Origin of the sequence: Hyphococcus luteus, assembly GCF_002943565.1 — a bacterium.
GTDB classification, from domain to species: Bacteria; Pseudomonadota; Alphaproteobacteria; order Caulobacterales; family Parvularculaceae; genus Hyphococcus; species Hyphococcus luteus.
Genome location: NZ_PJCH01000015.1, coordinates 361,476 through 385,034, shown reverse-complemented (window position 1 = coordinate 385,034; position 23,559 = coordinate 361,476). Strand labels below are relative to the sequence as shown.

At 57.1% G+C, this 23,559-nt stretch carries 22 protein-coding genes and 1 pseudogene; 17 read left to right on the top strand and 6 right to left on the bottom strand.

The window, feature by feature from the left end:
* The first annotated feature begins 4 nt into the window (after nucleotides 1-4).
* From edd to eda, 3 genes are read left to right on the top strand one after another with little or no spacing between them, the layout of a single operon-like run.
* Nucleotides 5-1,828, top strand: coding sequence for a phosphogluconate dehydratase (gene edd / locus CW354_RS17975; RefSeq protein WP_104831814.1), 1,824 nt, complete (start codon nucleotides 5-7; stop codon nucleotides 1,826-1,828).
* Entirely contained in the window at nucleotides 1,821-2,780 is a 960-nt protein-coding gene (gene glk / locus CW354_RS17970) for a glucokinase (protein ID WP_165793800.1), read from the top strand. The genes edd and glk overlap by 8 nt, the downstream gene beginning before the upstream one ends.
* On the top strand, nucleotides 2,777-3,427 hold the full coding sequence (gene eda / locus CW354_RS17965) for a bifunctional 4-hydroxy-2-oxoglutarate aldolase/2-dehydro-3-deoxy-phosphogluconate aldolase (RefSeq protein ID WP_104831451.1): 651 nt from the start codon (nucleotides 2,777-2,779) through the stop codon (nucleotides 3,425-3,427). Before glk ends, eda begins: the two co-directional genes overlap by 4 nt.
* Here the strand turns inward: eda and CW354_RS17960 are convergent.
* Nucleotides 3,395-3,745 (bottom strand): PaaI family thioesterase, encoded by a 351-nt coding sequence (locus tag CW354_RS17960; protein WP_104831450.1) that lies wholly within the window; start codon nucleotides 3,743-3,745, stop codon nucleotides 3,395-3,397. The two genes, eda and CW354_RS17960, sit on opposite strands and share 33 nt — an antisense overlap.
* A gap of 457 nt (nucleotides 3,746-4,202) precedes the next feature.
* On the opposite strand from CW354_RS17960, the gene CW354_RS24140 reads away from it, so the two are divergent.
* The 3 genes and pseudogenes from CW354_RS24140 (at nucleotide 4,203) to CW354_RS17945 (ending at nucleotide 5,168) form a co-directional block, all read left to right on the top strand.
* Entirely contained in the window at nucleotides 4,203-4,589 is a 387-nt protein-coding gene (locus tag CW354_RS24140) for a lipid A-modifier LpxR family protein (protein WP_108723966.1), read from the top strand.
* Nucleotides 4,529-4,672, top strand: a pseudogene (locus CW354_RS24135) (lipid A-modifier LpxR family protein); the annotation flags it as partial. The gene CW354_RS24140 and the pseudogene CW354_RS24135, both read left to right, overlap by 61 nt.
* A gap of 34 nt (nucleotides 4,673-4,706) precedes the next feature.
* Nucleotides 4,707-5,168 (top strand): lipid A deacylase LpxR family protein, encoded by a 462-nt coding sequence (locus CW354_RS17945; protein WP_104831447.1) that lies wholly within the window; start codon nucleotides 4,707-4,709, stop codon nucleotides 5,166-5,168.
* A 141-nt stretch (nucleotides 5,169-5,309) separates the two neighbouring features.
* Here CW354_RS17945 and CW354_RS17940 read toward each other — a convergent pair whose 3' ends face one another.
* Both CW354_RS17940 and CW354_RS17935 read right to left on the bottom strand, forming a co-directional pair.
* On the bottom strand, nucleotides 5,310-6,233 hold the full coding sequence (locus CW354_RS17940; RefSeq protein WP_104831446.1) for a nucleotidyl transferase AbiEii/AbiGii toxin family protein: 924 nt from the start codon (nucleotides 6,231-6,233) through the stop codon (nucleotides 5,310-5,312).
* Nucleotides 6,223-7,062 (bottom strand): type IV toxin-antitoxin system AbiEi family antitoxin domain-containing protein, encoded by an 840-nt coding sequence (locus CW354_RS17935; RefSeq protein WP_104831445.1) that lies wholly within the window; start codon nucleotides 7,060-7,062, stop codon nucleotides 6,223-6,225. Before CW354_RS17935 ends, CW354_RS17940 begins: the two co-directional genes overlap by 11 nt.
* A gap of 521 nt (nucleotides 7,063-7,583) precedes the next feature.
* Here CW354_RS17935 and CW354_RS17930 point away from each other — a divergent pair.
* The 10 genes from CW354_RS17930 to CW354_RS17885 all read left to right on the top strand — a co-directional run bounded on the left by CW354_RS17930 (nucleotide 7,584) and on the right by CW354_RS17885 (nucleotide 19,027).
* Nucleotides 7,584-8,639, top strand: coding sequence for an ArdC family protein (locus CW354_RS17930; RefSeq protein WP_104831444.1), 1,056 nt, complete (start codon nucleotides 7,584-7,586; stop codon nucleotides 8,637-8,639).
* Complete coding sequence (locus tag CW354_RS17925; protein WP_104831443.1) at nucleotides 8,636-8,899, top strand: hypothetical protein; 264 nt, start codon at nucleotides 8,636-8,638, stop codon at nucleotides 8,897-8,899. Before CW354_RS17930 ends, CW354_RS17925 begins: the two co-directional genes overlap by 4 nt.
* 3 nt (nucleotides 8,900-8,902) lie before the next feature.
* Nucleotides 8,903-10,597 (top strand): ParB/RepB/Spo0J family partition protein, encoded by a 1,695-nt coding sequence (locus CW354_RS17920; RefSeq protein WP_104831442.1) that lies wholly within the window; start codon nucleotides 8,903-8,905, stop codon nucleotides 10,595-10,597.
* A 420-nt stretch (nucleotides 10,598-11,017) separates the two neighbouring features.
* Complete coding sequence (locus CW354_RS17915) at nucleotides 11,018-11,347, top strand: DUF736 domain-containing protein (RefSeq protein WP_104831441.1); 330 nt, start codon at nucleotides 11,018-11,020, stop codon at nucleotides 11,345-11,347.
* 220 nt (nucleotides 11,348-11,567) lie between these two features.
* Entirely contained in the window at nucleotides 11,568-11,816 is a 249-nt protein-coding gene (locus CW354_RS17910) for a helix-turn-helix domain-containing protein (RefSeq protein WP_104831813.1), read from the top strand.
* Nucleotides 11,813-12,346: a S26 family signal peptidase gene (locus CW354_RS17905; RefSeq protein ID WP_104831440.1), complete on the top strand. Its 534-nt coding sequence runs from the start codon at nucleotides 11,813-11,815 to the stop codon at nucleotides 12,344-12,346. The genes CW354_RS17910 and CW354_RS17905 overlap by 4 nt, the downstream gene beginning before the upstream one ends.
* A gap of 140 nt (nucleotides 12,347-12,486) precedes the next feature.
* Complete coding sequence (locus tag CW354_RS17900; RefSeq protein ID WP_165793799.1) at nucleotides 12,487-14,445, top strand: DUF3363 domain-containing protein; 1,959 nt, start codon at nucleotides 12,487-12,489, stop codon at nucleotides 14,443-14,445.
* Between the two features lie 166 nt (nucleotides 14,446-14,611).
* Nucleotides 14,612-15,574 (top strand): response regulator, encoded by a 963-nt coding sequence (locus CW354_RS17895; RefSeq protein ID WP_104831438.1) that lies wholly within the window; start codon nucleotides 14,612-14,614, stop codon nucleotides 15,572-15,574.
* Complete coding sequence (locus CW354_RS17890) at nucleotides 15,555-17,636, top strand: TonB-dependent receptor plug domain-containing protein (protein ID WP_104831437.1); 2,082 nt, start codon at nucleotides 15,555-15,557, stop codon at nucleotides 17,634-17,636. The genes CW354_RS17895 and CW354_RS17890 overlap by 20 nt, the downstream gene beginning before the upstream one ends.
* Nucleotides 17,633-19,027 (top strand): cytochrome P450, encoded by a 1,395-nt coding sequence (locus tag CW354_RS17885; RefSeq protein WP_104831436.1) that lies wholly within the window; start codon nucleotides 17,633-17,635, stop codon nucleotides 19,025-19,027. The genes CW354_RS17890 and CW354_RS17885 overlap by 4 nt, the downstream gene beginning before the upstream one ends.
* Here the strand turns inward: CW354_RS17885 and CW354_RS17880 are convergent.
* From CW354_RS17880 to CW354_RS17870, 3 genes are read right to left on the bottom strand one after another with little or no spacing between them, the layout of a single operon-like run.
* Nucleotides 18,999-20,537 carry an ATP-binding protein gene (locus CW354_RS17880; RefSeq protein ID WP_104831435.1) on the bottom strand — a complete coding sequence of 513 codons (1,539 nt, stop codon included), beginning with the start codon at nucleotides 20,535-20,537 and terminating at the stop codon, nucleotides 18,999-19,001. The genes CW354_RS17885 and CW354_RS17880 overlap by 29 nt on opposite strands.
* Complete coding sequence (locus CW354_RS17875; protein WP_104831434.1) at nucleotides 20,534-21,532, bottom strand: ABC transporter substrate binding protein; 999 nt, start codon at nucleotides 21,530-21,532, stop codon at nucleotides 20,534-20,536. Before CW354_RS17875 ends, CW354_RS17880 begins: the two co-directional genes overlap by 4 nt.
* A 15-nt stretch (nucleotides 21,533-21,547) precedes the next feature.
* The gene (locus CW354_RS17870) at nucleotides 21,548-22,495 is read right to left on the bottom strand and encodes a hypothetical protein (protein ID WP_133162367.1); all 948 of its coding nucleotides are present in this window, start codon (nucleotides 22,493-22,495) and stop codon (nucleotides 21,548-21,550) included.
* A 244-nt stretch (nucleotides 22,496-22,739) separates the two neighbouring features.
* Here CW354_RS17870 and CW354_RS23180 point away from each other — a divergent pair, with 244 nt between their 5' ends.
* Entirely contained in the window at nucleotides 22,740-23,549 is an 810-nt protein-coding gene (locus CW354_RS23180; RefSeq protein WP_133162366.1) for a DNA -binding domain-containing protein, read from the top strand.
* The last annotated feature ends 10 nt before the right edge of the window (nucleotides 23,550-23,559 follow it).

Here is a 23,559-nt window from a genome sequence, read left to right as displayed (position 1 = left end):
TGTGGTGAAGCTGAATCACGTTGTAACGCGCGTTACCGATCGCATCTGCGAACGCAGCGAAAAGACGCGCAACGCCTATTTGAAACTGATGCGCGTCGCCGCCTCGAAAGGACCCCACAGATCTCATTTATCATGCGGAAACCTGGCGCATGCGGCGGCGGCGTGCGATGCCGTCGCCAAGAAACGCCTCGCCGAGGGCGTCTGCCCAAATATAGGCATCGTCACGGCCCATAACGACATGCTGTCCGCGCATCAGCCGCTCGGCGCATATCCCGACGTCATTAAGGCGGCGCTTGGCGAAATCGGCGCCACGGGGCAGATCGCCGGCGGCGTGCCAGCCATGTGCGACGGCGTTACGCAGGGACAGCCCGGCATGGACTTGTCGCTGTTTTCCCGCGACGTAATCGCCATGGCTACAGCGGTCTCGCTTTCGCACAATGTGTTTGACGGCGCGCTCATGTTGGGCGTCTGCGACAAGATAGTGCCGGGCATGTTTATTGGAGGCGCGCGTTTCGGTCATCTTCCCATTTTGTTCCTACCGGCCGGGCCGATGACGTCCGGCCTGGAGAACAACGAGAAGGCACGCGTGCGACAACTGCACGCCGAAGGAAAGGTCGGCCGCGATGCGCTCTTGAGGGCTGAAAGCGAGAGTTATCATTCGCCTGGCACTTGCACGTTTTATGGCACCGCCAACTCCAACCAGATGATGATGGAGGCGATGGGGCTGCACGTCCCTGGATCCGCCTTCGTCAATCCTGGAACGCCTCTGCGCGAAGCCATTGTCAGAAAAACCGCGCTGCAGGCGGCGTCCGTGACTGCGCTCGGCAACACGTATATTCCATTCTGCCACGTCGTCGATGAACGCGCGATCGTCAACGCGATGGTCGGCCTCCACGCCACTGGGGGGTCGACCAACCACACGATTCATCTTGTGGCCATGGCGCGGGCGTGCGGCATTGTCATTGACTGGGATGATTTTTCCGCGCTTTCCGATGTAACGCCGTTGCTGGCGCGCATTTACCCGAACGGCATGGCGGACGTGAATCGCTTTCACGCCGCAGGAGGGTTGGGGTTCGTCATTCGCGAACTGCTCGACGCCGGGCTTATGCATGAGGACGTGACGACCGTCATGGGGAAGGGGCTTCGCCGCTTCGCCGCCGAGCCGCATCTTGAGAACGGCGCATTCGGCTGGCGCTCCCCGCCCGCCCGGTCCGGCGACGGCGAGACATTGCGGCCGGCGCAAAATCCATTTTCGAAAACTGGCGGGCTTCGCATACTCAAGGGCAACCTCGGCCGGGCCGTAATCAAAGTCTCGGCGGTTGAGCCGAAAAAGCGAACCCTTGCCGCGCCGGCGATCGTGTTTCGTAGCCAGCAGGAATTGATCGATCGATTTCGGGCGGGCGAGCTGAACCGCAATTTCGTCGCCGTTGTTCCATTTCAAGGTCCCAAGGCGAACGGCATGCCGGAGCTTCACCGCCTGACGCCGCCTCTCGCTGTCCTTCAGGAGAAAGGATTTAAAGTGGCTCTGATCACGGACGGCCGCATGTCAGGGGCCAGCGGAAAGGTGGCCGCCGCGATCCATGTAACCCCAGAGGCCGTCGACGGCGGCGCGATCGGAAAACTTCGCGACGGCGACATGATTCGCCTCGATGCGCAGGCCGGCGTCCTCACAACCGATGCCGATCTTAATGGCCGCCAGATGTTGGCGCACAAGCTCGATCCGGACCACTGGGGAACCGGCCGTGAACTCTTCGCCGGATTTCGGGCGTTGGTTGGTCCCGCGGAGACAGGCGCGATGACTGTTAATCTGGATGCGGATCGTGGCTGACCCCTTTTTGGTTGCCGATATCGGGGGAACGAATGCCCGTTTCGCCATTGCGGTTGAGATCGGCGAGAAGTACGCGGTTCGCGATGCGATGGTTTATCGCGCTATGGACTTCGAAAACGTACTTGATGCGGCCACCGCCTATCTCGACACCGTTGCAGCAAAACCGAAGCGCGCGTGCTTTGCAGCCGCTGGCCCGGTCGTCGATGGTAAAGTTGATTTCACCAATTCGCACTGGACGTTGTGCGGGCCCGAGATCGCGCGGCCTTTGGGTATCGAGCAGTTGCGCATCGTCAACGATTTTTTCGCTCTGGCGGCAGGCTTCGCGCATCTTCCCGGCGACAGCGTTCTCAAGGTCAAGGACGGTTCACCTATGACAGATGCGCCGCAGCTTGTCATCGGCCCCGGCACAGGTCTCGGCCAGGCGCTGATTGCGCCAACAAGCTGGGGTCGCAAGGTCATCGCCACTGAAGGCGGTCACGTTGCTTTTGCGCCGTATACGCAAGACGAAATCGAAATCAGGAACCTGATCAGCCGGGACCATCCGCGCGTGTCGGTCGAGCGGCTATTGTCTGGTGGCGGACTTGTCCGGATCCATCGCGCTCTTTGCGCAATCGAGGGAGCTGGTTGCGATTTCATGCAGGCGCACGAAATCACCAGCGCCGCGACCACGGGTGGACATATGATCGCTGTGAAAGCGGTAGAGATGTTCTGCGCCATTTTAGGCCGGGTCGCGGGCGACGCCGTACTGGCGACGGGCGCGCGCGGCGGCGTTGTTCTGGGCGGCGGCATCCTACCAAAAATGAAGGAAGTTTTTCTTAACAGCGATTTTCTCCGGTGTTTCAAGGACAAGGGGCGGATGTCCGATTACGTCGGCGCCGTTCCTGTGCAATTGATCATCACAGAAAACGCGGCGCTATTCGGCGCGGCGGCGTCTATGGAGACAGACAATTGAATATCGACGACATTCTCGACGTTGCGAAGATCATCCCGGTTCTCGAAGTTTCCTCCCTTGAAAAGGCGACGCCGCTGGCCAAAGCGCTTGCCCGAGGCGGCATGCAGGTCGTTGAGGTGACCCTGCGAACGCCCTGTGCCCTAGAGGTGGTCGCCGCAATGCGATCCGCGGCGCCCGAGTTGATCGTTGGCGTCGGGACGATCTGTAAACCTAGCGATGTCGTTGCAGCGATAGACGCCGGCGCGGCGTTCCTGGTCAGCCCTGGCGCAAGCGAGACCCTTCTTGGTGAGCTGGCGGCATCCGGCGCGCCGTCGATGCCCGGTGTTGCGACCGCATCTGAATCAATCGCCGCATTTGAGGCGGGATTTAAAGCGCAGAAATTTTTTCCGGCTGAGCTGGCGGGCGGGGTTTCCTATCTCAAGGCCCTCGCGGGACCATTGCCTGACGTCAGGTTTTGCCCGACAGGCGGCGTCAGCGCCGCCCGTGCGCTGGACTATCTCGCGCTTCCCAACGTCGCTTGCGTCGGCGGTTCGTGGGTTGCGACGAAACAACTGATTGCAGAGAGCGCCTGGGTGGTGATTGAAGACAATGCCAGAACCGCTGTGGACTTACAGTCAGCATCCAGATTTTCCGGTCGACCTCAATGAGGCTTTCCCTTGAAGCCGCCGCAGCCCGGCTTTTGCAATGTGCGCTCTGGCGAAGAGTGGCGAAAGCCTGACGGATTTCAGATATTCCACATTAATGTTGATCGCCTCGCCAGCTGGATCGAAACCAAGGGCGCGCCGCAATTCATGCAGCGCGGCAAGTTCCAGAAAAGTTGACACAACCCCGCCACGGAGCGCTTTGATCAGCGGATTGCCGAAGTGAGCGTCATCCGGTGAAGTTGAATAAAGGGCGCCGTTTTCGGTTTCCTCGACATCAAACCGGAACCACTGGCGAAGCGGCAAGTTCGCAAATTGCGTCATGCCGGTTGCCTTTTCCCGAGCCGTGCAAAGTCCGGCCCACCGCTCGCGATCATGAAAGCGCCAGCCGCACTCGCTAGCGGCAGCAGGCAAAGAATGGCTATGAGCGCGTATTCGGAGATTGCTACGAGCGTATAGAAAAGGAAGACATTAGATCAAATCTGACGTAGTGAGCCGAATTCTGTAATCTCTGCGTTCTTTATTTTTGTGCTTGCCACGACGCGTGTCAAACAAGAGTGCATGTTGCCTAACTTAATCTTCAAAATGATTATGTCTGTTCCGCTTTTGCCGCGTGGCTCCATTTTGCACCGCCGTTGACGGCCGCCATTGGTATCTTGACGTCCCGGATTGACGACCGTGCTGGCGGGGGCCAAGAGATTGAATGAAGCGTAATGGGAGAACTCAATGAAGAATAGTTCTTGCATTTCTGGCGAGAGGCGATGGGTCGAGCGCTGGCCCGATGAAGATTCCATTACTCGCCATTTTCATTGCAGCGCTATGGGCTCCATGCACCTTTGCGGAAGAAAAAGCGACATGGAGCGTGCTTCTTGAGAATGACTATTTCGGTTCGACTGATAGCAACCACACAAACGGCGTGCGGTTTGGTTATCTGTCGACGCCGGGGCGCGGTAAAGAAATCGCGAGACGGTTTTTGCGGGCGTCGCCGGCTGACGTTACGCGAATTGGCTTCGCTCTCAGTCACAGCATTTTACCCCGCAAGATACAGAGGCGATTGAACCGCTTCCTGATCAGCATACATACGCCGTTTGGCTCTACGGGGAATATTCCGTGCTGGTTGAACGCGACAATGATATGTTCGACATGCTCACCGTTTTGGCCGGTGTAATCGGGCCTGCCGTGCTCGGCGACAACGTGCAGTACAATTTCCATCGACTTATCAAGGGCGACAGGGTCAACGGATGGGACAACCAGCTCTGCAACGAGCCCGGTTTAATTCTGTCCTATGAACGGCGCTGGCGGCCGTTTTTTTCGCGTATCTCGCCCCGGCGTCGGAATCGATGCATCGCCCAATGCGGGCATCTCCGTCGGCAATGTGTTGACGCAAGGCAAGACCGGCCTGACATTTCACGTCGGCCAAAATCTTGAAGGAAACTACTGGCCGCCGCGCATTCGGCCCAGCCTTGCAGGCGCCGGATATTATCGCGGCGTCGACGCCGCATCGTGGTACCTGTTCGCCGGCGCGGAAGGGCGTGCGGTCGCGCGCAATATTTTTCTTGACGGGAATACCTGGCGCGCAAGTCTTTCGGTCGAAAAACGCCATCTCGTCGCCGACGTCCAGGCCGGCGCCGTGATCCAAATCAAATCGTTCCAGATCGCCTATACTTATGTTTGGCGGACGAAGGAGTTTGCAACACAGGACACGCGGCATGAGTTCGGCGCGCTTTCGCTATCGGCAAAATTCTAGCATGATCGCTGATCGACGAAAAACGGCGCCGAACCAGCGCAAATGCATTTGGAAGTCTGCTTTGAGGATGTTTCTGAAGTCTCCATCGCCGGATGCACACCGGGCAAAATTTCGGCCGGAATTTCCTTGATTATGTGCTGCTCATAATTCGGCGGTATGGAGAATTGCGGATAATTGCTCTCGCTGCACACGGTGCTTGTCCGGGTTTTCTGCCATCAACTTTTTTAAGTTCAGAATTTTCCATTTGATCGCCGGCAGGGCGGCGGCCTGCGGCAGACCGATGAGTGAGAAATCAGGTTCGCCCGCCTGCAGCGTCATCAGGAATTCCGCCGCTGGTCCCTTAATGCGCGACCTAACGTCGGCAATCAGCTGCGATCGCGCGCCGGTCAATTCTTCGAGTGCAACGGGCGCCGCCGTCATCCCGACGAGTTCCTTCTCGAATTCGGCCGCGATATCCTTTTCGTTCGGCGCCAGCAATTCATGGGTGGGACGGCTCGAACAGGCGATGTAAATTAGAAACGCGCCGAAGAGTTCGTCGGTGAGGCCTTCGTTTTCGTAGAGGAGTTTTATGTCGAAGAGATCGCGCGGGTGCTGGCGGTCTAGCGCGGCGTGTAATTTGCTGGCGTAAAGATCATCGAACGAGACTACCTTCGTTTCCACGAATCCATATCTGTCTTCGACCGCAGGCGCCGCACGCATGAGGCGCGTTTTGCCGATCACGCCGCGCATGACGGGCGAGGTCTCGATCTTGACTGTAACGCGGCCAGCATCCGCAAGGATGCGCGTCTCGCCGCCGCCGCCGGCGATGCGCCCAGCCTTTGCACCGGGCAGAGCGTTGATGCGCGCTGTGAGGCGATCGAACGCCTCGTCAATCGCTTCCAACGACGGCGCGCGTTCGGCGATAGGGAGATAGGCGAGGTCGATATCTACCGACAGCCGCGGCATGTCGCGATAAAAGAGATTGATCGCCGTGCCGCCTTTGAGTGCAAAGTCGGGTTCGTCAGCGAGGAGCGGCAACAGCCGCACCAAGAGCCGCACCTGCGCCAGATAGGTCTCACGGGCCATCGTCGGGTCTCTCGTTTTGCGCGTCGTCTATCAGATCGGGCGGGATCGTGATGGCGTAGCGCGGATGCAGGCGGCCGCCTTCAACAAGCGCGCGCGGACCCGATCCGAGATCGAAATCGTCCGGGTTCAGATATTTTCGCCAGGCGTGATCGTGCTGGTCGGCGTAGACGAAGAACAGCCGTTTGACTTTCACGCTGCGGCATTCCTGGAGCAGGGCTTCGAGAAGCCGCGGGCGAAGATTGGCGAGACCTTCGAATATTGCATCGACATTGTGAAAGCTTTCATGGACCGGCAGTTCATTCAGCATTTCGAGGATCGCCCGTTCGGGCGTTGAGACGACGAGATCGTTCAATCGTCGTTGCTTCGGGGATGATTGCTTTTTGTCGTCTACGCCATCGACGCCGGTTTTTGATCCGCTGAACAGGCTAAGGGTTCTCGTTTCGAACCGGTCCGCACCCGGCAGCCGCGCAAGCCATGACGGGACATCGCCATAAAGATAGACGCGCGGCGCCTCGGCGCCGAGGCGCAGATAGTGCTCAAAGCCGTGCAGCGACAGGGCGGTGCGCCCGCCCACATGAACGTCGTAGCCCATAACCCGCTGCAGAGAGAGGACGAGGCGGCGCCAGTCGTCGGCGGCGCTGACATCGCGGTTCGTGTCAGGCCGGCGGTAAACGCCGCGGGCGAGCTTTTCGAGCCAGCCGCGTTGCTCATATTGCAGGATCGATTTGCGGTCGATTCCGCGAGCCGTCAGCCATGCGGCGTCGGCGACATAGCCGGGCGGCAAGTCGTCGAGTAGGGGCTTTAACCGTTCCTGACGTTGTTGGGTCATAGCCAATAAAATATAGTATTTTCAAAGTTCTGGCAAGGCTTTGGTTTGACAACATGCCTTTTCAGGGGTTAATAACCAATAAATCACCATTTTAGTAAAGTTGCTTGCCGCGGGCGGCCGCCTGGCGGTGCCGGGCTCTAGGCGCGCCGATCAAAGGGTGATCGGCGGCCCGAAGACGACAAATTCAAAAAATGAATTCGCCGTCTTCGCCCTTCGGGTGACGATCCCTGCCGCTTGCCCGACCGTTGGTCGGGATACGGACGCGGGGGCAGGCCCCCGCGACTTTTACGAATTCCCCTGGGACGGTCGGGGGCGGCGGAACGGAAGACGGGGGCGGGTAGCGCCGGGCGGCCGGTCCGCAACCGTTTTGGATTTTGATCCGTCTAAGTCGTTTTCCTTCTCCTACCAAAACCATTGCGGCCCGTCCTTAAAACCCGGCGCTTCTCCGCGCCCCGTTTCCGCCGCCCCCGCCGTCTGGGGAAATTTGCGGCGGGGCGAAGTCCGGAAAGGAGCGGCGAGCGATGGAAAAACAGACAAACATTAAAGCAAGCGGAGAGGCCGCAGAAGCGGACGTCAATGGCGTCCGGCATGGCGAGTCGCAAAACGCTCAGCAAAACAAACGAGCGCGCAAACGACGCCGCGGCAAGAATGGCGAGCCGCGCACTAACATTTATGACGAGGTAACGGCGAAGATCGTTCGGGAACTTGAGGCCGGGCGCTTTCCATGGGCGCAGCCTTGGGCCGCGCGCGGTGAACCCGCAACCATCGCTGCAGGCCTGCCGAAAAATGCCCAGACAGGCCGCGCCTATTCCGGGATCAATATTCTGTTGCTCTGGGGCGCCGCCATCGATAACGGCTTTTCTGACCAGACATGGCTGACTTTCAAACAGGCGAAAGCCTTGGGCGGTTCTGTCATGAAAGGCGAGCGCGGCGCCATGGTCGTTTACGCCGACAAATTTATCCCGAGGGACGAGCAGGAGCGAGCGGCGAAAGACGGCGACGAGGCGTCATTCGTGCCATTCCTCAAACGCTATACGGTCTTTAACGCCGCGCAATGCGAGGGCTTGGCCGAAGAACTGACGGCGGGCGCCAAGCCACTGCCGGAATGCGATGCGATCCCGCGCGCGGAAAATCTTATCAAGGCGACCGGCGCCGATTTTCGGATCGGCGGCGACAGGGCGTTTTATGTACCGAGCCAAGACTTTATTCGCGTTCCGCCGCAACCGGCGTTCTTCGAGCAGATCAACTATTATCGCACATGCTTTCACGAGCTTGGCCACTGGACCGGCCACGCCTCGCGCCTGAACCGTGAATTCAAGGGCCGCTACGGAAGCCACGCTTATGCCCGCGAGGAACTGGTCGCCGAAATGGCGAGCGCGTTTATCTGCGCGTCGCTATCCATCACGCCGACCGTGCGCCATGCGGATTATCTGGGTGCATGGCTTGAGGTCTTGAAGGAAGACAACCGCGCAATTTTCAACGCGGCGTCGCTCGCCTCCAAAGCGGCGGAGTTTATTCTCGCCTTTGAGAATCCGGCGCCGGACGCTGACGCATCTGCGATGGAGCGCGCGGCATGAGCGCGCGCGACGAAAAGCCGGAAGCAGAAGAAACGGGTGCCGGAACGCAATCGCTGATGTGCGGCGTCGCGCCGATCACGTTGCGCGACCGGCTTGGCGTGTTGGCGGCGGCGCCCTTGGCGCCCCGCGCCGCGCAAAAAAGCTGCGACATGGGACTCTTCGATTTGGAATTCCGCTGCCAGATCGACCTTATCGATGAATTGCGCCGTCTCGACCGCGAAGCGGCGTCTCAATCCAAACCATCAGCAACAGGAGAATGAAAGATGGAACTGCAAACAATCCCGCTCGACCGATTGGCGGTCTCAGCGCTCAATATGAGAGCGTCGCGCAAAAAGCCATATCTCGACGATATATTGCCGTCGATCCGCGAACGCGGCGTATTGGTGCCGCTGCTCGTGCGTCCCAATGGCGAGCCAGACCACTTCGAAATCGTCGCCGGACGGCGGCGATTTCTGGCCTCGAAGACAATCGAAAAGGAAACCGGCGAGGCGCGCGAATTGCCCTGCCGGGTGTTGGCCGAGGGCGATGACGCCGCCGCCGTGGAGGCCTCGATTCTTGAAAACACCGCCCGGCTCGAGCCCGACGAAATGCAGGAATTCGAGGCGTTCAAAAATCTCAACGACAAAGGCAAGAGCGTTGACGAGATCGCCCGCATATTCGGGTTGACGGAACTCACAGTGAAGCGCCGCTTCGCCTTGGCGAGCCTCATTCCCGGCATCCGCAAGGCCTATGCCGACGACGACATCGACGGGGCCAGCATCACCGCGCTCACCCTAGCGAGCGTTGCTAAGCAGCGCGAATGGTTCGAAATGTTCAAATCGGAGGACATGCGGGCTCCACGTGGACCCGCGTTAAAGCGCTGGCTCTTGGGCGGCGGCGAGATCGAAACCAGCGCCGCGCTCTTTTCCCTAGAAGATTATGACGGCGATATCTTCGAGGATTTGTTCGGCGAGCGGTCGGTTTTCGCTGACGCCGAAAAGTTCTGGGCGCGTCAGGAAGCGGCGATTGAAGTCGAGCGCGAAAAGCTGATTTCAAGCGGCTGGAGCAAAGTGACGGTCCTGCCGCGCGGAGAGTTTTTCCATTCATGGGAGTACGATCAACTCCCCAAAAAAGAGGGCGGCGAAGTGTTCGTCGAAGTGCGCCATTCCGGCGAAGTCGCCTTCATCAAGGGCTACGCGCCCCGGCGGAAAAAGAGCGCGGCGAAAACAGAAAAGCGCACTGAGCGACCCGAATGCTCAGCGCCCTTGGAGAATTATGTGGACCTTCACCGCCATGCCGCCGCGCGCGTCGTGCTCTTGAAACACCAACAAATTGCGATGCGTTTGCTGGCGGCGCATCTGATCGCAGGCGCGCCGAATATCCGTTGTCAGCCCGACCGGCAGGCGACGCGGAAAGAGGAAACGGCGGCGAGCGTTGCGGCGTCGAAAGGGCAAATAGCATTTGAGAAAGAGCGCGCCGACATCGGCAAATTGCTCGATCTTGACGAGCCGTCCTTTATCACGGGCGGCAATGAAGACGGCTGGCGAATGGCTTGCGTTTTCGCAAAAATAATGACGCTTTCGGATACAGACATCACCCGTATTCTGACTTTCGTCACGGCGGAAATCATCGCCGCCGGTCACGAGGCGGTGGACTGTCTCGCGCGCGTTGTGCCTATTGATATCGCCGACTGGATGACGCCCGACGATGCGTTTTTTGAGCTTTTGCGCGACAAAAACATGACCAACGCCATGCTCGCCGACATTGCAGGCGACAGCGTTGCGAAGGCGAACAGCGATGCGACGGCGAAAGCCCAGAAAGCGATCATTCGCGACTGCCTCGACGGCCGGAACGGTCGCGAAAAAACGCAGAACTGGCGCCCGCGCTGGCTGCAGTTTCCGGCGCTGTCCTATGGCGACGTCGGAAAGCCCGGCGCGGTCAAACGCGCCGAGAAAATTGCGCCGCTTTTTGCGGGCTAGGCGATCACGGGGCGGGGCGCATTTCGCGCTTCGCCTCGTCATTTTAGGAACTGATTAGTGCGATATTCAGGTCATCAAAGCCACGCCTTCAATCAGCGATGCGTTCAATTTGCGCGCTTCAGTTCCGGCGCTCAGAACGCCATTCGTCTCTCTCGATTTCGCTTGAGCGACGACGACCATTCCCGGCCTTTATCGCGCGAAACTGAACGACGACCGGCCCGCCCGAAACCGGCGTTGACGAATTTTTTCCTCGGCCTTCGGCCTTCATCGCGAAACAAAAAATCCGTCCCCGCCGGTCCTCCGCTGCGCTTCGGCCCCCAAAAGTGAAAGAGGGGGTTCAGGCGGTCCGGCGCGCCGTTCTCATCGTTTCGCGTCAGGCCGGGGAATGGTTCTCCGGCCAAGCAATAAGGAGACGAAAAGATGGCTCAATCACTTGGAACCGTAACGAAACGCGAGAATGGCGGCTTTGAAGGCACGCTGGCGATGATGACCTTGAATACCAAGATCACCATCGTTCCCAACGAGGCGAAGGACAATGAGCGCCAGCCCGATTTCCGCATCTACGCCGCGCGCGGCAATGAGATCGGCGGCGGCTGGAACCGCGTCGGGAAAAATTCCGGCAAGCCCTACGTCTCGCTCACCTTCGCGCATCCGGCCTTTGGCGAGAAACGCGTTTTCGCGAACCTCGCCCGCGCCGCCGGGCAGGAAGACGAGCGCGTCCTCGCCATTCTCTGGAATCCGCAAAACTAACGCGAGGGTTCCATTGCATTAACGCCCCCCCGCGCGGAACTTCCGCGCGGGGGTTTTCATTATCCGGAATCATTTCTGCGTCATCCGAGTCGATTTTGCGTCATCGTAAATTCGACTCTGGGCGCTTGGTCTTCGCCCGTTCATTGTGACCTTCGTGGGATTGGTTGCACGACCTCCCGTAAAGCGGCGAGCAAGACGCTTCGCGGAAAGGCGATGGATGATGACCGGGACGCAAAAGAGCCCCGAAAGCCCGTTTCTCTATGCAGCGGAAGCGGCGCAATATTTGAGATTAAGCGAACGCACGCTCGAATATTACCGGATTTACGGCGGCGGGCCTGTCTATCGCAAACATGGCAACCGCATTCTCTATCATCGCGCCGATCTCGACGGCTGGTCGCAGGGACGCAAATATACGTCGACCGGCGGCGCCGGGTCGCCGGATCGCGACAGAGCGGCTGGGCAATCATGAAGAGGGGCCGCAAGAAACCTCTCATTATTGGCGCCGTGGCGGTTGCTGCGCTCGGCGTTGCAAGCGCCGCCGAATTTGCGCCGCGCCTCGTCTGGAACGCCAGCGCCAGCGCGCCCATTGGGCTTTATTCGGTATTGCAAGAGAGGCTTGAGCGCGGCGATTTTGTCATCGTAGCGCCGACGCCACGCATTCAGGCGCTGATCGACGAACGCGGTTATCTGCCGCCGGCGACGCCGCTTTTGAAGCGTGTTGCGGCGCGTTCCGGCGCCCGTATTTGCCGTAACGAAGACACTATTTCAATTGACGGCGCTGTTGTCGCCCATGCGCTGCTTCGCGATTCCGAAGGCCGCACACTGCCGGTCTGGAGCGGCTGCAAGACCCTCGAAGCCGATGAAATCTTTCTTCTCAACGATCACGCTCAGTCCCTGGATGGACGGTATTTCGGAGCGACCAAAACCGCTTTCGTGATCGGCGTCGCGCGTCCTGTCTGGACGCGCGGCGAGCGGAACCAATTTCAGGAAATGGAATGAAGAAATGAGACGGGTACGGAATAAGGCGGGAAGGGCAAGATTAAACGGGCGACGCCGCTATGCGGCTAAGCCCTTGTCTGCACATCTTTTTAGGTGGCGCCGCCTTGACAGCGGCGGCGCCAAAATGCGGCGGATGCGGTATGCGCGCTGACAGCGATTTCCAACCACGCTTGGGGCGCATTCGCGCCCAGGGCGGCAAGGCCTCCAAGCGCTATCTGGCGCGTCTTTACGCAAGCATGGAAAAGGCGCGGCCCGGCGTCTTCGCACGGCGCGGTTCGAGACGTTTTGTGGGCGCCCAGATCGGCCGCGGCGCCGGGCTCGGCGCGGCGTTCATTGCGAACGGGCGGGCGTTTGCTCGCCATCACATGCGGCGCGCCGCCGTGAAGATCCGTTCGGTCCGCCTCGGCGCCAACGGCCTCGGTAAGGCGCGCGCGCATTTGCGCTATATCCAGCGCGACGGCGCCGAGAAAGATGGCGCGCCCGGCAAGCTCTACGGTCCGGATCGCGACGCAGCGGACGGCAAGGCGTTTCTGGAGGAAGGGCGCGGCGACCGCCATCAATTCCGGATCATCCTGTCGCCGGAAGACGGTGGCGAACTCGACGATCTCAACGGCTACACGCGCGCCGTCATGGCGGCGGCGGAGCGCGATCTTGGCACGCGCCTCGACTGGGTTGCGGTCAACCATCACGACACCGACCACCCGCATGTGCATATCGTGCTGCGCGGGCGCGACGATCAGGGCCGCGATCTCGTCATCGCGCGGGATTATATCACCCACGGTTTTCGTAAGCGCGCCGAGGAAATTGCGACGCTCGAATTGGGGCCGCGACGCGATCTCGCCATCGCCCGCAGTCGCCACGCGGAAATCGACAAGGAGCGCTTCACGTCGCTCGACCGCAAACTTTGTGCAGCGGCCATAGACGGCGTGGTCGCCCCGTCGCATGGGCGGACAGCTTATGAGCGCTTTCAAACGAAGCTGCTTTTGGCGCGGCTCCGAACCCTCGAAAAGATGCGCCTCGCTGCGCGCGAAAAGGATGGCTGGCGGCTCGCGCCGGGCCTCGAAGAAACGCTGCGGGAAGCGGGCCGTCGCGGCGACATCATCCGCTCTATGGGCGCGGCCATGGGGCTGCAATTCGAGCCCGCGAAATTGCGCGAGCTCGGAGCTGCGGGATCGCCGCCCCGCCTAGTCGGACGCGTGGTCGGCGAAGGCGCTGCAGACGACGCGCATGACAAGCGCTTTCTGGCGCTCGACGGCGCCGATGGAAATCAGTGGCATGTAACCTTTGACGGCGCCCCCGGAACGGCGCCGCCGGAAGGCGCGATTGTCGAAGCCTCGCTGGCTTCAGCGGCGCCGCGCAAATCCGACCGCACCATCGCTGAAATCGCCGCGCGTCATGACGGGATGTATTCAGACGCCTTGCACGCGCGCTGCGATCCTTCCGCCAGCCCCGAATACCGGCTTGCGCATAAGCGCCGCCTCGAAGCGTTGCGCCGGGCCGGCATCGGCGGGCGCCTGGCCGATGGGACATGGCGCATTCCGGGCGACTTTCTTGAACGTACAGCGCAGTTTGAAGCGGCGAAGGCGTCGGCGCGAATGCGGACATTGTCATGGGTCAGGCTTGATGCGCTGACGACGGCGCCCACACGGACCTTTCTTGATGACGCCATAGAGAAGGGCGAAGACACTCACGGCGCGCTTGGGTTTGGCAGTGCAGTTCAGAAGGCGCTTGCAACGCGCCGCAACTGGCTTCTTGCGCAAGGTCTGGCGCAGGAAAAAGAAAACGGCTTCTCCATCGATCAGGACAAGCTCGCGGCGCGGGGCGCCGCCGCCATGAATGCGCACGCTGAAACGCTAGGGCACAGACTCGGCAAGACATTTGTTCCAACCGAAGATGGAGAGACCATCAAGGGCCGCTTCACAGAGCGGCTCGATCTTTCCGCCGGACGTTTCGCGGTGCTCGAAAAATCGAAGGAATTTACGCTGGTCCCGTGGCGGCCGGTCATGGAGGCGCGCAGGGGCCGGCTCATCGAGGGCGTCATGGAGCGCGGGCGCGTCAACTGGAATTTCGGACGAACGCGCAGCGGGCTGGGCCGCTAGGAGACAGTCATGCCGATCACAGAAATGTCATCTATTCGCCAGTGCAAAAAACACAAGTTTAACAGGAAAGCGGCGCGCCTCGATTTGAAGTTCTGCATCAGAATACTTGATCAAAGCGCTTGTCTTTACAAAAATTTCCACAGTCTTGTTTCGGGCAGGGGGTAGCATGGTTCCTGCACCATTAAAGGATACAAAGCAGGCGATTATTGTCGCCTCCGACATTTTAAGGCCGCTCGCCGCGCCTGCCTCCGCGGCGTTTTGGGGGGAGCGATTCAAGACGATTTATTGCGAGACCGGGCGCGCACTTATCGACCGGCTGCGCCGCAGGCCATTCCATTGCGCAATTATTCAGGATCAGCTGGAGGATTGCGACTGCTGGCGTCTCGCCAAGATCATCCGCTCAGGGCGCTTCTGCGCTCCCGCTCTGCCGATTGTGGTTCTTCATCGAGGCGCACCAAGCGCCGGGTTCGACGCCATCGCGAAAAGCCTGAACGCTGCAACGGCTTCGCTGGCCGAACCCGATGCGATTCCTCGCATCGTTCAGGCGGCGATCGATCAGCGGCGGCGGTCCAGCGTCTTGATCATTGAAGACGACCCGGACGCCGCCGAAACCGCACGGCGCGCGCTTGATGCCGACTACAAGGTCGAAATCGCCGTCAACGGCGCGGACGGTCTCTCTGTATGGAAAGAAAAACGCCACGATCTCGTCCTGCTTGATCTCATGTTGCCGGCGTTGCCCGGAGAGGAAGTGCTCAAGGAAATTCTCGTTGTCAATCCCAAACAGCCGGTCATCATTGTCACCGCGCACGCTTCGCAAAGCCGCCATTCAAATCTGATGCTGCTCGGCGCCAATGAGTTCGTCGAGAAACCATTCGACATCAATGTGCTTCGCGCGCTCTGTCGAAGCCTGTTTCAAGAAATGGCGCTGGCGCGCGCCGACCGGGAAATCGATGAAATGCGCGCAGCCGCGCGTGAGAACGCACATCGCGCGACCGCCGCATCAATCAGCTTGCGTCAGGGAAATACGTCCGGCGCCGCGATGCAGCTGGACGCCATGCTTGCCGGCGCGCCGCAGGATTTAACCGACGATGAATGGGTGGAGGTGTTAAATGACGTACAAGATAAATAACTCAAAGAGAGCAATTTCGGCAGCGTTCATGGCTTTTCTGCCTGGACAGGTGTTCGCACAGGAAAATGATTTGGTCCAATCTCTTGGCGGGGATCAAATGTTTAGTTTGGCGGTCGGTTACGAGCAGCCGATCTCCGAAGCGCCAGCCGTTGCGACAGTAATTACAGCGAAGGACATTGAAGCGCTCGGCGCGACCAGAATCGAAGAAGTGCTCGCTACCGTCACCGGCTTGCATATATCAAAAAACCGGGCGCATGACAGCATATATGTAATTCGATCCATAGCGTCGGAAGTAAATCCACACGTTTTGGTTATGATCAATGGCGCCCCCATTGGCGACGCCGTGCAGGGCGGCAGGCCGCTCGGTTGGACTTTACCAGTTCAAAATATCTCCCGCATTGAAATCGTACGGGGCCCAGGCTCAGCGCTATATGGCGCGGATGCTTTTGCCGGCACGATAAATATTATTACGAAGACTGCTCAGGAAATCGGACCTTTCTCGGTCGGCGCATTGGGCGGAAGTTTCAGTACCTATGGCGGCTGGATTCAAAGCGGAATAATTCGAGATGGCTTTGAAGCGGCGCTTTCATTAGAAGTGCAAACGACGAGTGGCGACGATCCAATTGTGCAGGCCGACGTGCAGACTTTCCTCGACCAACTGTTTAGCACGAGCGCGTCATTAGCGCCTGGCGGCATTAGGCTCGGTAGAACCGATATCAATGCGCGAAGCGATTTTCGCATTGGAGACAGCTTCACCTGGCGCGCCGCATATCAGGGCATCATAGACGCCCAAAATGGAGCTGGTGTCGCATTTGCGCTCGATCCTGTCGGCGAAAGAGATCTTCATCTATTTTCTTCTGATCTAACGTTCGAAACAGCCCTCACCGAGAATTTGGAGATGATGGCGACGGCGAGCTTCTTCAGAGAAGATTTCAAAGCATTATTTCAATCGAACCCGCCGGGCGCATTCGGCTTTTTTCCGGAGGGCGTTTTGAACCAAATCGATTTCGACCTCACGGAATATCGCGGGCGCGCCGAAATTCTGTATGCGCCAGGAAATGCTCACAAGCTAAAGGCAGGTTTCGGTGTTACATATCAAGAAGCCACGAATATTGTGGATCGCCGCAACTTTCTTCAAGGTCCCGGCGGTGTGTTATTGCCTGCGCCCGGATTTCTTACAACGGACGAACTGGGCGTCCTTCCGAACGCCTTTGCCGATTCGCGAACGAATGTATTCGGACTCTTGCAAGATGAATGGTCAGTGGCCCCGGACTGGACTGTGACGCTTGGCGTCCGGTTCGATCATTTCTCCAATTTCGGCTTGACGATCAATCCACGCGCATCAGTGGTTTGGAACGCAAAGCCAACACTTACCGTCAAGGCGCTTTACGGAAGCGCATTCCGAGCGCCTACGTTCTTGGAGGAGACAGAAGGATCAGGACAGGTCGCAAGAGGCAATCAGGACTTAGAGCCAGAAATGATAGATACGGCGGAAATCGTTCTGGAAAAGCGATGGTCAGAAGCGTTCGAAACATCAATTACAGGTTATGCCTATTGGACCAATGATTTAATTGAAGTCGTCCCCTCTCCGATGACTGGGATACCGACATTTGAAAACACGGGCGGCACGCGAGGGGCCGGAGTTGAGCTCGATGGGCGTTTGGAGGTCAGTGATAATGTGAGTGTGAGGACGAGCTACGCTTACCAAAGCGCAGAGCTTCGCGATTCAGGCCAACGGGTTAGCGGCGTCCCGCAACACCTGTTATATGCTGAAGGACGCTGGATGATGACGCCTGAATGGTCAGGATTGATTGGCGTCAAGTATGTCGGAAATCGCTCTCGTGCAGCATCCGACATCCGTCCGCCAATAAACGGATATGCGCTCGCCAATCTGTCATTGGAATATAGACCACGGCAAATTACAGGTCTCTTTGTGCGGGTCGCTGCAACGAATTTGTTAGACAAGCGCGCTCTCGAACCCAGTCCAAATCTGATTTTCCCAACGGATGATATTCCCCTTGAAGGTCGAAAGATTATTGCTCGAATTGGAGTGTCTAGGTGAAGCGTACCAGCGAAAATGCTAGGTCGTCATCAGAAAGAGACAGGCCATATTTTATAAAGGGCTGGCCATTCCTAGGCCAGCTTCCTGCTTTGGCGAATGATCTTATCGGATCGCTCAGAAGGTTTGCCGAGCGAGATGATCGGCCAGTTGAATTCAAAATAATGACTTCAAACGCTTATTTGGTATCTTCGCCAGACGGCGTGAAAGAAGTCCTGACAAGGGGCGAGCCCGACTTTACGAAAGGGATTCTCACATCCTCAATGAAGGCGGCGTTTGGTGACTCGTTAGCGCTAGAAAATGGCGATGAATGGCGCCGAAAACGCAAACTGCTGCAGCCGTTATTTTTGAAGAAATCAGTTCAGGCATGGCGTCCGATCATAAACTCAAATGTTGATTTGTTGGTTGAAAGATGGAGTCACAGAGATGCAGAAGGTTCGGTCGTTAATATATCGACAGAGGCCAACCACCTTATTCTCGATATCATGACAACGATCATGTTTGGCGAAGATATGTCGTCGGAGCGCGCGCAGGCCGCTAGCGAAGCCGTGACCAGTATCAATGAGGCTTTGTTTGGTGTCTTCTGCCGAAGTTTTGTCCTAAGGGGCTCGTTTCAGAACTCAAAACTTGCGCAAGGCAAAAAATTTAGGAACGCCTTGAAAAAGTTTAACGACATAGTTGACCATTCTATCACAAGCAGCACCGCCCAAGCTACTTCAACTCTCATCGATCAATTCCGTTTGCTCAAGTCGTCAGATGGCGATCAATTATGCGAGAAGGAAGTGCGCGATGAGGCGACGGCATTCTTTTTTGCCGGCTTAGAAACGACTGCAAATGCGTTAGTATGGGCATTCTATTATCTTGCGTCGCATCCGAACTTTGCGGACCGAATTGCTGCGGAGGCATCACAACTTTCGGAATCGCACTTGCCGGATTTTGATGAGGCTGAGCGATTACCTTTCACGCATGCATTTGTAATGGAGACATTAAGATTGAAGCCGCCGGCCTACGCTTTGGAACGGCGCGCGTCCAGCGAAACGAAACCGGTTCAGGGATGCCCTCTGAGAAAGAATGCAACAGTTATACTTTCACCCGCGGTGACGCATAGGCAGACGGAGTATTGGGAGGAACCGGATAAATTCTGTCCGGATCGGTTTGAGTCGGGAAGTAAAAGTCCGCAGCACCAATTTGCGTTTTTTCCCTTTGGTGGCGGCGCGCGAAAGTGCATCGGTATGCATTTGGCGCTTATGGAAGTGATAATGACCATTGCAAGATGCGCGCAGAAATTTGAGTTTAGACTGGTCGATGGTCAAACGGTGGGCGATAAAGTCGGCGTGACGCTTATGCCGGACAGAGATATTCAACTTATTTTGCGCCATAGGCGCCCATCTTAATTGGTAGCGGAATTTTAGCTGTAAATACCGACCCCGCACCAAGCTCACTGCGAACATCAATCTCGCCACCCATTAATTTTGCAAATTGTCGTGAGATAGCCAAGCCAAGCCCGGTTCCGCCAAATGCGCGACTGGCGCTCATATCGACCTGGCGGAAAGGTTCAAAGACAGAATCAATATCCTTTTCAGCGATACCGACGCCCGTGTCTTCGACTTCTAACAATAGCCGGTTGGGGCGACCTTTGCATCTGAGGTAAATCTCGCCATTGTGCGTAAACTTGCAGGCGTTCGTCATAAGGTTAAGCGCGATCTGCTGAAACTTGTCGCGGTCGATCAGAATTGTCGCCGGACAGTCGATTTCAGCAGTGAACTTGTTGTTCCTCTCTGCAGCAAGTGGCAGGATCGACTTCTGGGCATCGTGAAGCAGTGCGCTGATGTCGGTTTCGACCAGATTAAGGTCGAACTTTCCTGCTTCTGCGCGGGCCAGATCAAGCATCTGGGTGATGCGGTTTAGGAGTTCATGCGCGCGTCCGAGAATATTTGAAAGTTGTTCCCGTGAGCGATGGGCGGCGTCGTCTTCGACGGCGAATTCCAGCTCTTCTAGCGTCAATTGCGTATAGCCGATTATCGCCTGTAAAGGCGTTTTCATTTCGTGGGTAACCGCGGCCATAATTTCGGACTTCTGCCGGTTGGCGGCAAACGCTGCATCGCGGGCGGTTTTTAGCTCCTGCGTTCGGATCGCTACTTCTGATTCTAGCGCAGCCTGGGATGTCTCGATCTCATCCATAAGCTGGTTATAGATCGCGGCGATTTCCTGAATCTCCTTGGATCCAAATATTCTGGCGCGCTTACGCGGCGCGTCACGCCCGCCATTCGACATCGTTGAACTTAGCGATCTCAATGGATCGGTCAGCACACGCATCTGGAAGGATAATAGTGCCAGGAATATGCCGGCGGCGGCTAACCCCGCTAAACCATTGATGACCCAGATTGTACGAATAGTTTCACGCACCGGCGATTTCGAGAACGCCAGCACAACTGAACCAAGATATTCCGCGTTGACCGATCCGTTATCTAAATCGTTGGGTTCTGGAGAGGACAGAACCGGCGCGGCGACTATCCAATACTCAGAGGACTCCCTTATATTTGTGAGATGACGGATCGGGCTGTTGGTGTCATTTATAGCGTGGCCATTATCGTATCTTGCCAGTGTCTCGCCGTCGGCTCTAATCAGTCTCGCATCATCAATATTTGGGAATGCGGTGATGCTCCCAATCGCCTCTTCTGCGACTGTCAGGTCTTCTACGAGAAACGCGAAGATGGTGCGTTCAGCGAATTGCTCGGTTTGCAGCCGCGCATCAGTAACTGCGTTGTCTCTGAGCTGACGTGAAATCAAGGTAGAGGCTATAGCCGTCAGGGTAACCGAGAATAGAATGATGCTGGCTCCGGCAGTGATGGAGAGCTGACGGCTAATTCGCATCTGGCGGAAACGATTGAACATCGTGCTCATCGCTCCCCCAGGATGAGATCAAAGGATCGCTCATCCTGCGCCGATATTGCTATGCCGAGGTGACTTGCAATCCGCTTGTTGACGGCGAATTTTACTGCGCCGAGCGGTTCGACCTCCGGGCGCTTGTTAGGATTCTCAGAAATTGCGATGGCTAGATCGGCAAGCTGAGCGCCCATCGCCTCAAGATCAGGATAAATAGCAATAAACGTTCCGCGGCGCGCATGATCGATATTGTTGCTGATGATCGTAAAATTACGCCGCCAACTCTCTTCGACGAGGCGCGGAAGATTGCTGTTTGAGACAAATGACGGGTTGGAAAGAAGCCACAAAACATCAGTTTCGGGGTTGCCGTATTTCAGGATATTCCAGTAGTGGTTTGAAGCTTCCGAGAGTGTCGTGGCTTCATGGGCGACGATTGTAATCCCGATAGAAGCCGATATCGCTTTGGCGCGCTCAATGAGCCAACGGTCTTTTGAAGGGTCGTAAACGACAATTATTCGCCGTTTTTCCGGCATAAGCGTTTTCAATCGGCTGAGCAGGAATACGGGATCGGCGGTCAGGGAGACGCCGTCCCGGCTTCCTAGGCCCGGCTCAATATCAAGTCCGCCCACCACTTGGCGGATATCCAGGCCGCTGCTTCGATAGGATTCGTCTGCTTGCCGGCCGAGCGTGAAAACAAGTTCGGGCGCATCCGAGGAAATACCGTTTCGCATCGCTTGCGCAGATGCGAAAGCATCGAGCCGGCGCTCCGTAATAGAAAGCGCAGACCCTCGCGATCGAATGCCCATTTCAATGGCGTTAAATATCTCATCGAATGTGGGGTTTGGGGCAGGTCGAAGAATAACTGCTTCGACGGGGCGTTCTTGTTGCGCTCTGGCGTCTGGTGGAGAGAACGCGCTAATTATCAGCGCAAAGAGGAGCGAGCCCGCAACAAGGCGGGTTAATGCGCGCCATTCAACCGGCGCCGGCGTGCCGGCTTTCTCGCGTTCCCGCATCCCATGCCGTCCCGCTTAAATTTCACCCTTGTCGGCGATTTTTTTCTTTCGCCGAACCCGCTTCACATAGGCATCGAGGTCAACGCCCTGAATCATGCGTTTGAACCAGTACCGCTTCATTGTGTTGTTGACCCGACCTTCAAAGATTTCCGGGTCGCCGCGCATATGGGCCAGAAAAGCGCGCACTGTTCGCGCGCATAAATCTTCCTGTACAGCATCAATCGATGCAGTTCCCTGGTTCCGGATTTTTTCGACTAGGCTTAAAACGCATTCCACAGGGTCCAATAACCCGTCGCGTTTGTTGCCTTTTTCCTGAGCTAGCTTTTCGAAGAACACTTCGTGCTTTGGATAGAGCGTCAGGCAAATCAACGCGGCCGCAACGACGCCAGTCTGAAAGATTTCCGTGCTCGGCATCGCCTTGTCGAGCAGAAGCAGTTCGTCGCGAAATAAACCGACTGCATTTCTGAGATCGACGGGCGTTTCATCTGACGCGACTCTAATTCTTCCGCGCAGCGCCAATGTGAACGCTTGAACGAGGAGCCCATGCTTCAGACGTCTGGAATTAAGGCTCATTTCATTTTCACGAAACGCCGCCTGTATGTCGTCAAGGCGACTGATCGCAGAGCTGGCGGCGTGATGGGCCCGGTATAGATCGTAAAATTCACGTTCGGATTCAGGAAAATAAATCGTTGCGCGAACTGTCGCCGGCGCTGCGACAGCGCCATTGCGCCACAGTCCAGCCCGCACATGGCCGTCAAGCTTGTAAAGAGCGCCCTCCCATTTACATCCAACGACCTGCCGCAAGGTCTCGCGGAGGGAACCGCTTGCGTTTTTCATGAACGCCCAGTGCCCGTCAGTCGGCCCGGCGCTGTGACTTGGATGATCCAAAGCGCTTGTCCACACTGATGCCGGCAGTTCTACGGTGGCTGGCGCGCCGTTCCTGGTGGGCAGAATATCCGGCATCAAATCTATGTTACTCTTTTTGCGAAGATGATTAGTCATATTTTGTGCTCGGGCGGCAAGTTTATTCAATCTCGGACAGCAAAAAATGCAATAAAATCAAACTATTTCCTGCAAAGCAAAGGCCAGGAAAACCTATATCGCAATTATGCATGATGTTCTACTATCTTCCTCTTTTAGCGAAGGAAAAAATGCATTAGCATTGTCAACGAGAAAGCCAATTTGACGGGTTTAAGGCCTTGGGAACGTGGACAGAGCTGTTCAACAGGCGCTGCCGGAACATACGCCTCTCACAGACGGCGAGGCGCGGACATCTGCGGGATGGGCTTTCGAGTTCCTTCGGCGAAACCCCGAATTTATTTCCGCTGTAGAACCAAGAGAAGAGAAAACTCCTCCAAGCAAAAGCGTAGGGGGCGTAACGGTTGTTACGGTCGGTGAGGGGGAGTCGCCAGAAGACTTTGGGGTTCTTTATTGCGACCGTTGCGATCGTCCAATCGATAATACGGTAGTTTTTTGGGCGCGCGATCTATCCGTTGATATCATAGATGCAAGAATTGTTAATTCGCCTGCCGATGAGACAGAAGACAATGTGCTGAAGTTGGAGAAATTTAAGTGCGATAAAATTCTGCTGACCGGGCCAGATCAGACGCCACAATTGCTTCTTAAAACGGGTTCAAAGCAAATTCAGATAAATTGCATAGGCGGAGATTTTGTGAGTGTAGGGCAGGCGATTATTCCTCAAATTGCGCCTGCCAGAAATATTGAACGCCAGTTGCTCGCGATGCGTCGATTGTTTCATCTGTACAGCGAGCGCGAATTTGCAGAATCGCTCTTCAAGCCAGACGCCAAAAGCGCGCGCCTTGGCGAAGTGCTTATCGCGCTCGATCTTTGGCTTCGACAGACTCCGATGCGGGACATCGCGGTCGCACTGTATGGTGAACACATAGTCAACGATGACTGGGCGCCAGAGGGAGGGTATTTGATTGACCGCGTCAGGCGATCCATCCGGCGGGGGAGATTCATGATGGAAAAGGGGTATCGCCAGCTGTTGGGATAGTCCTAAATGA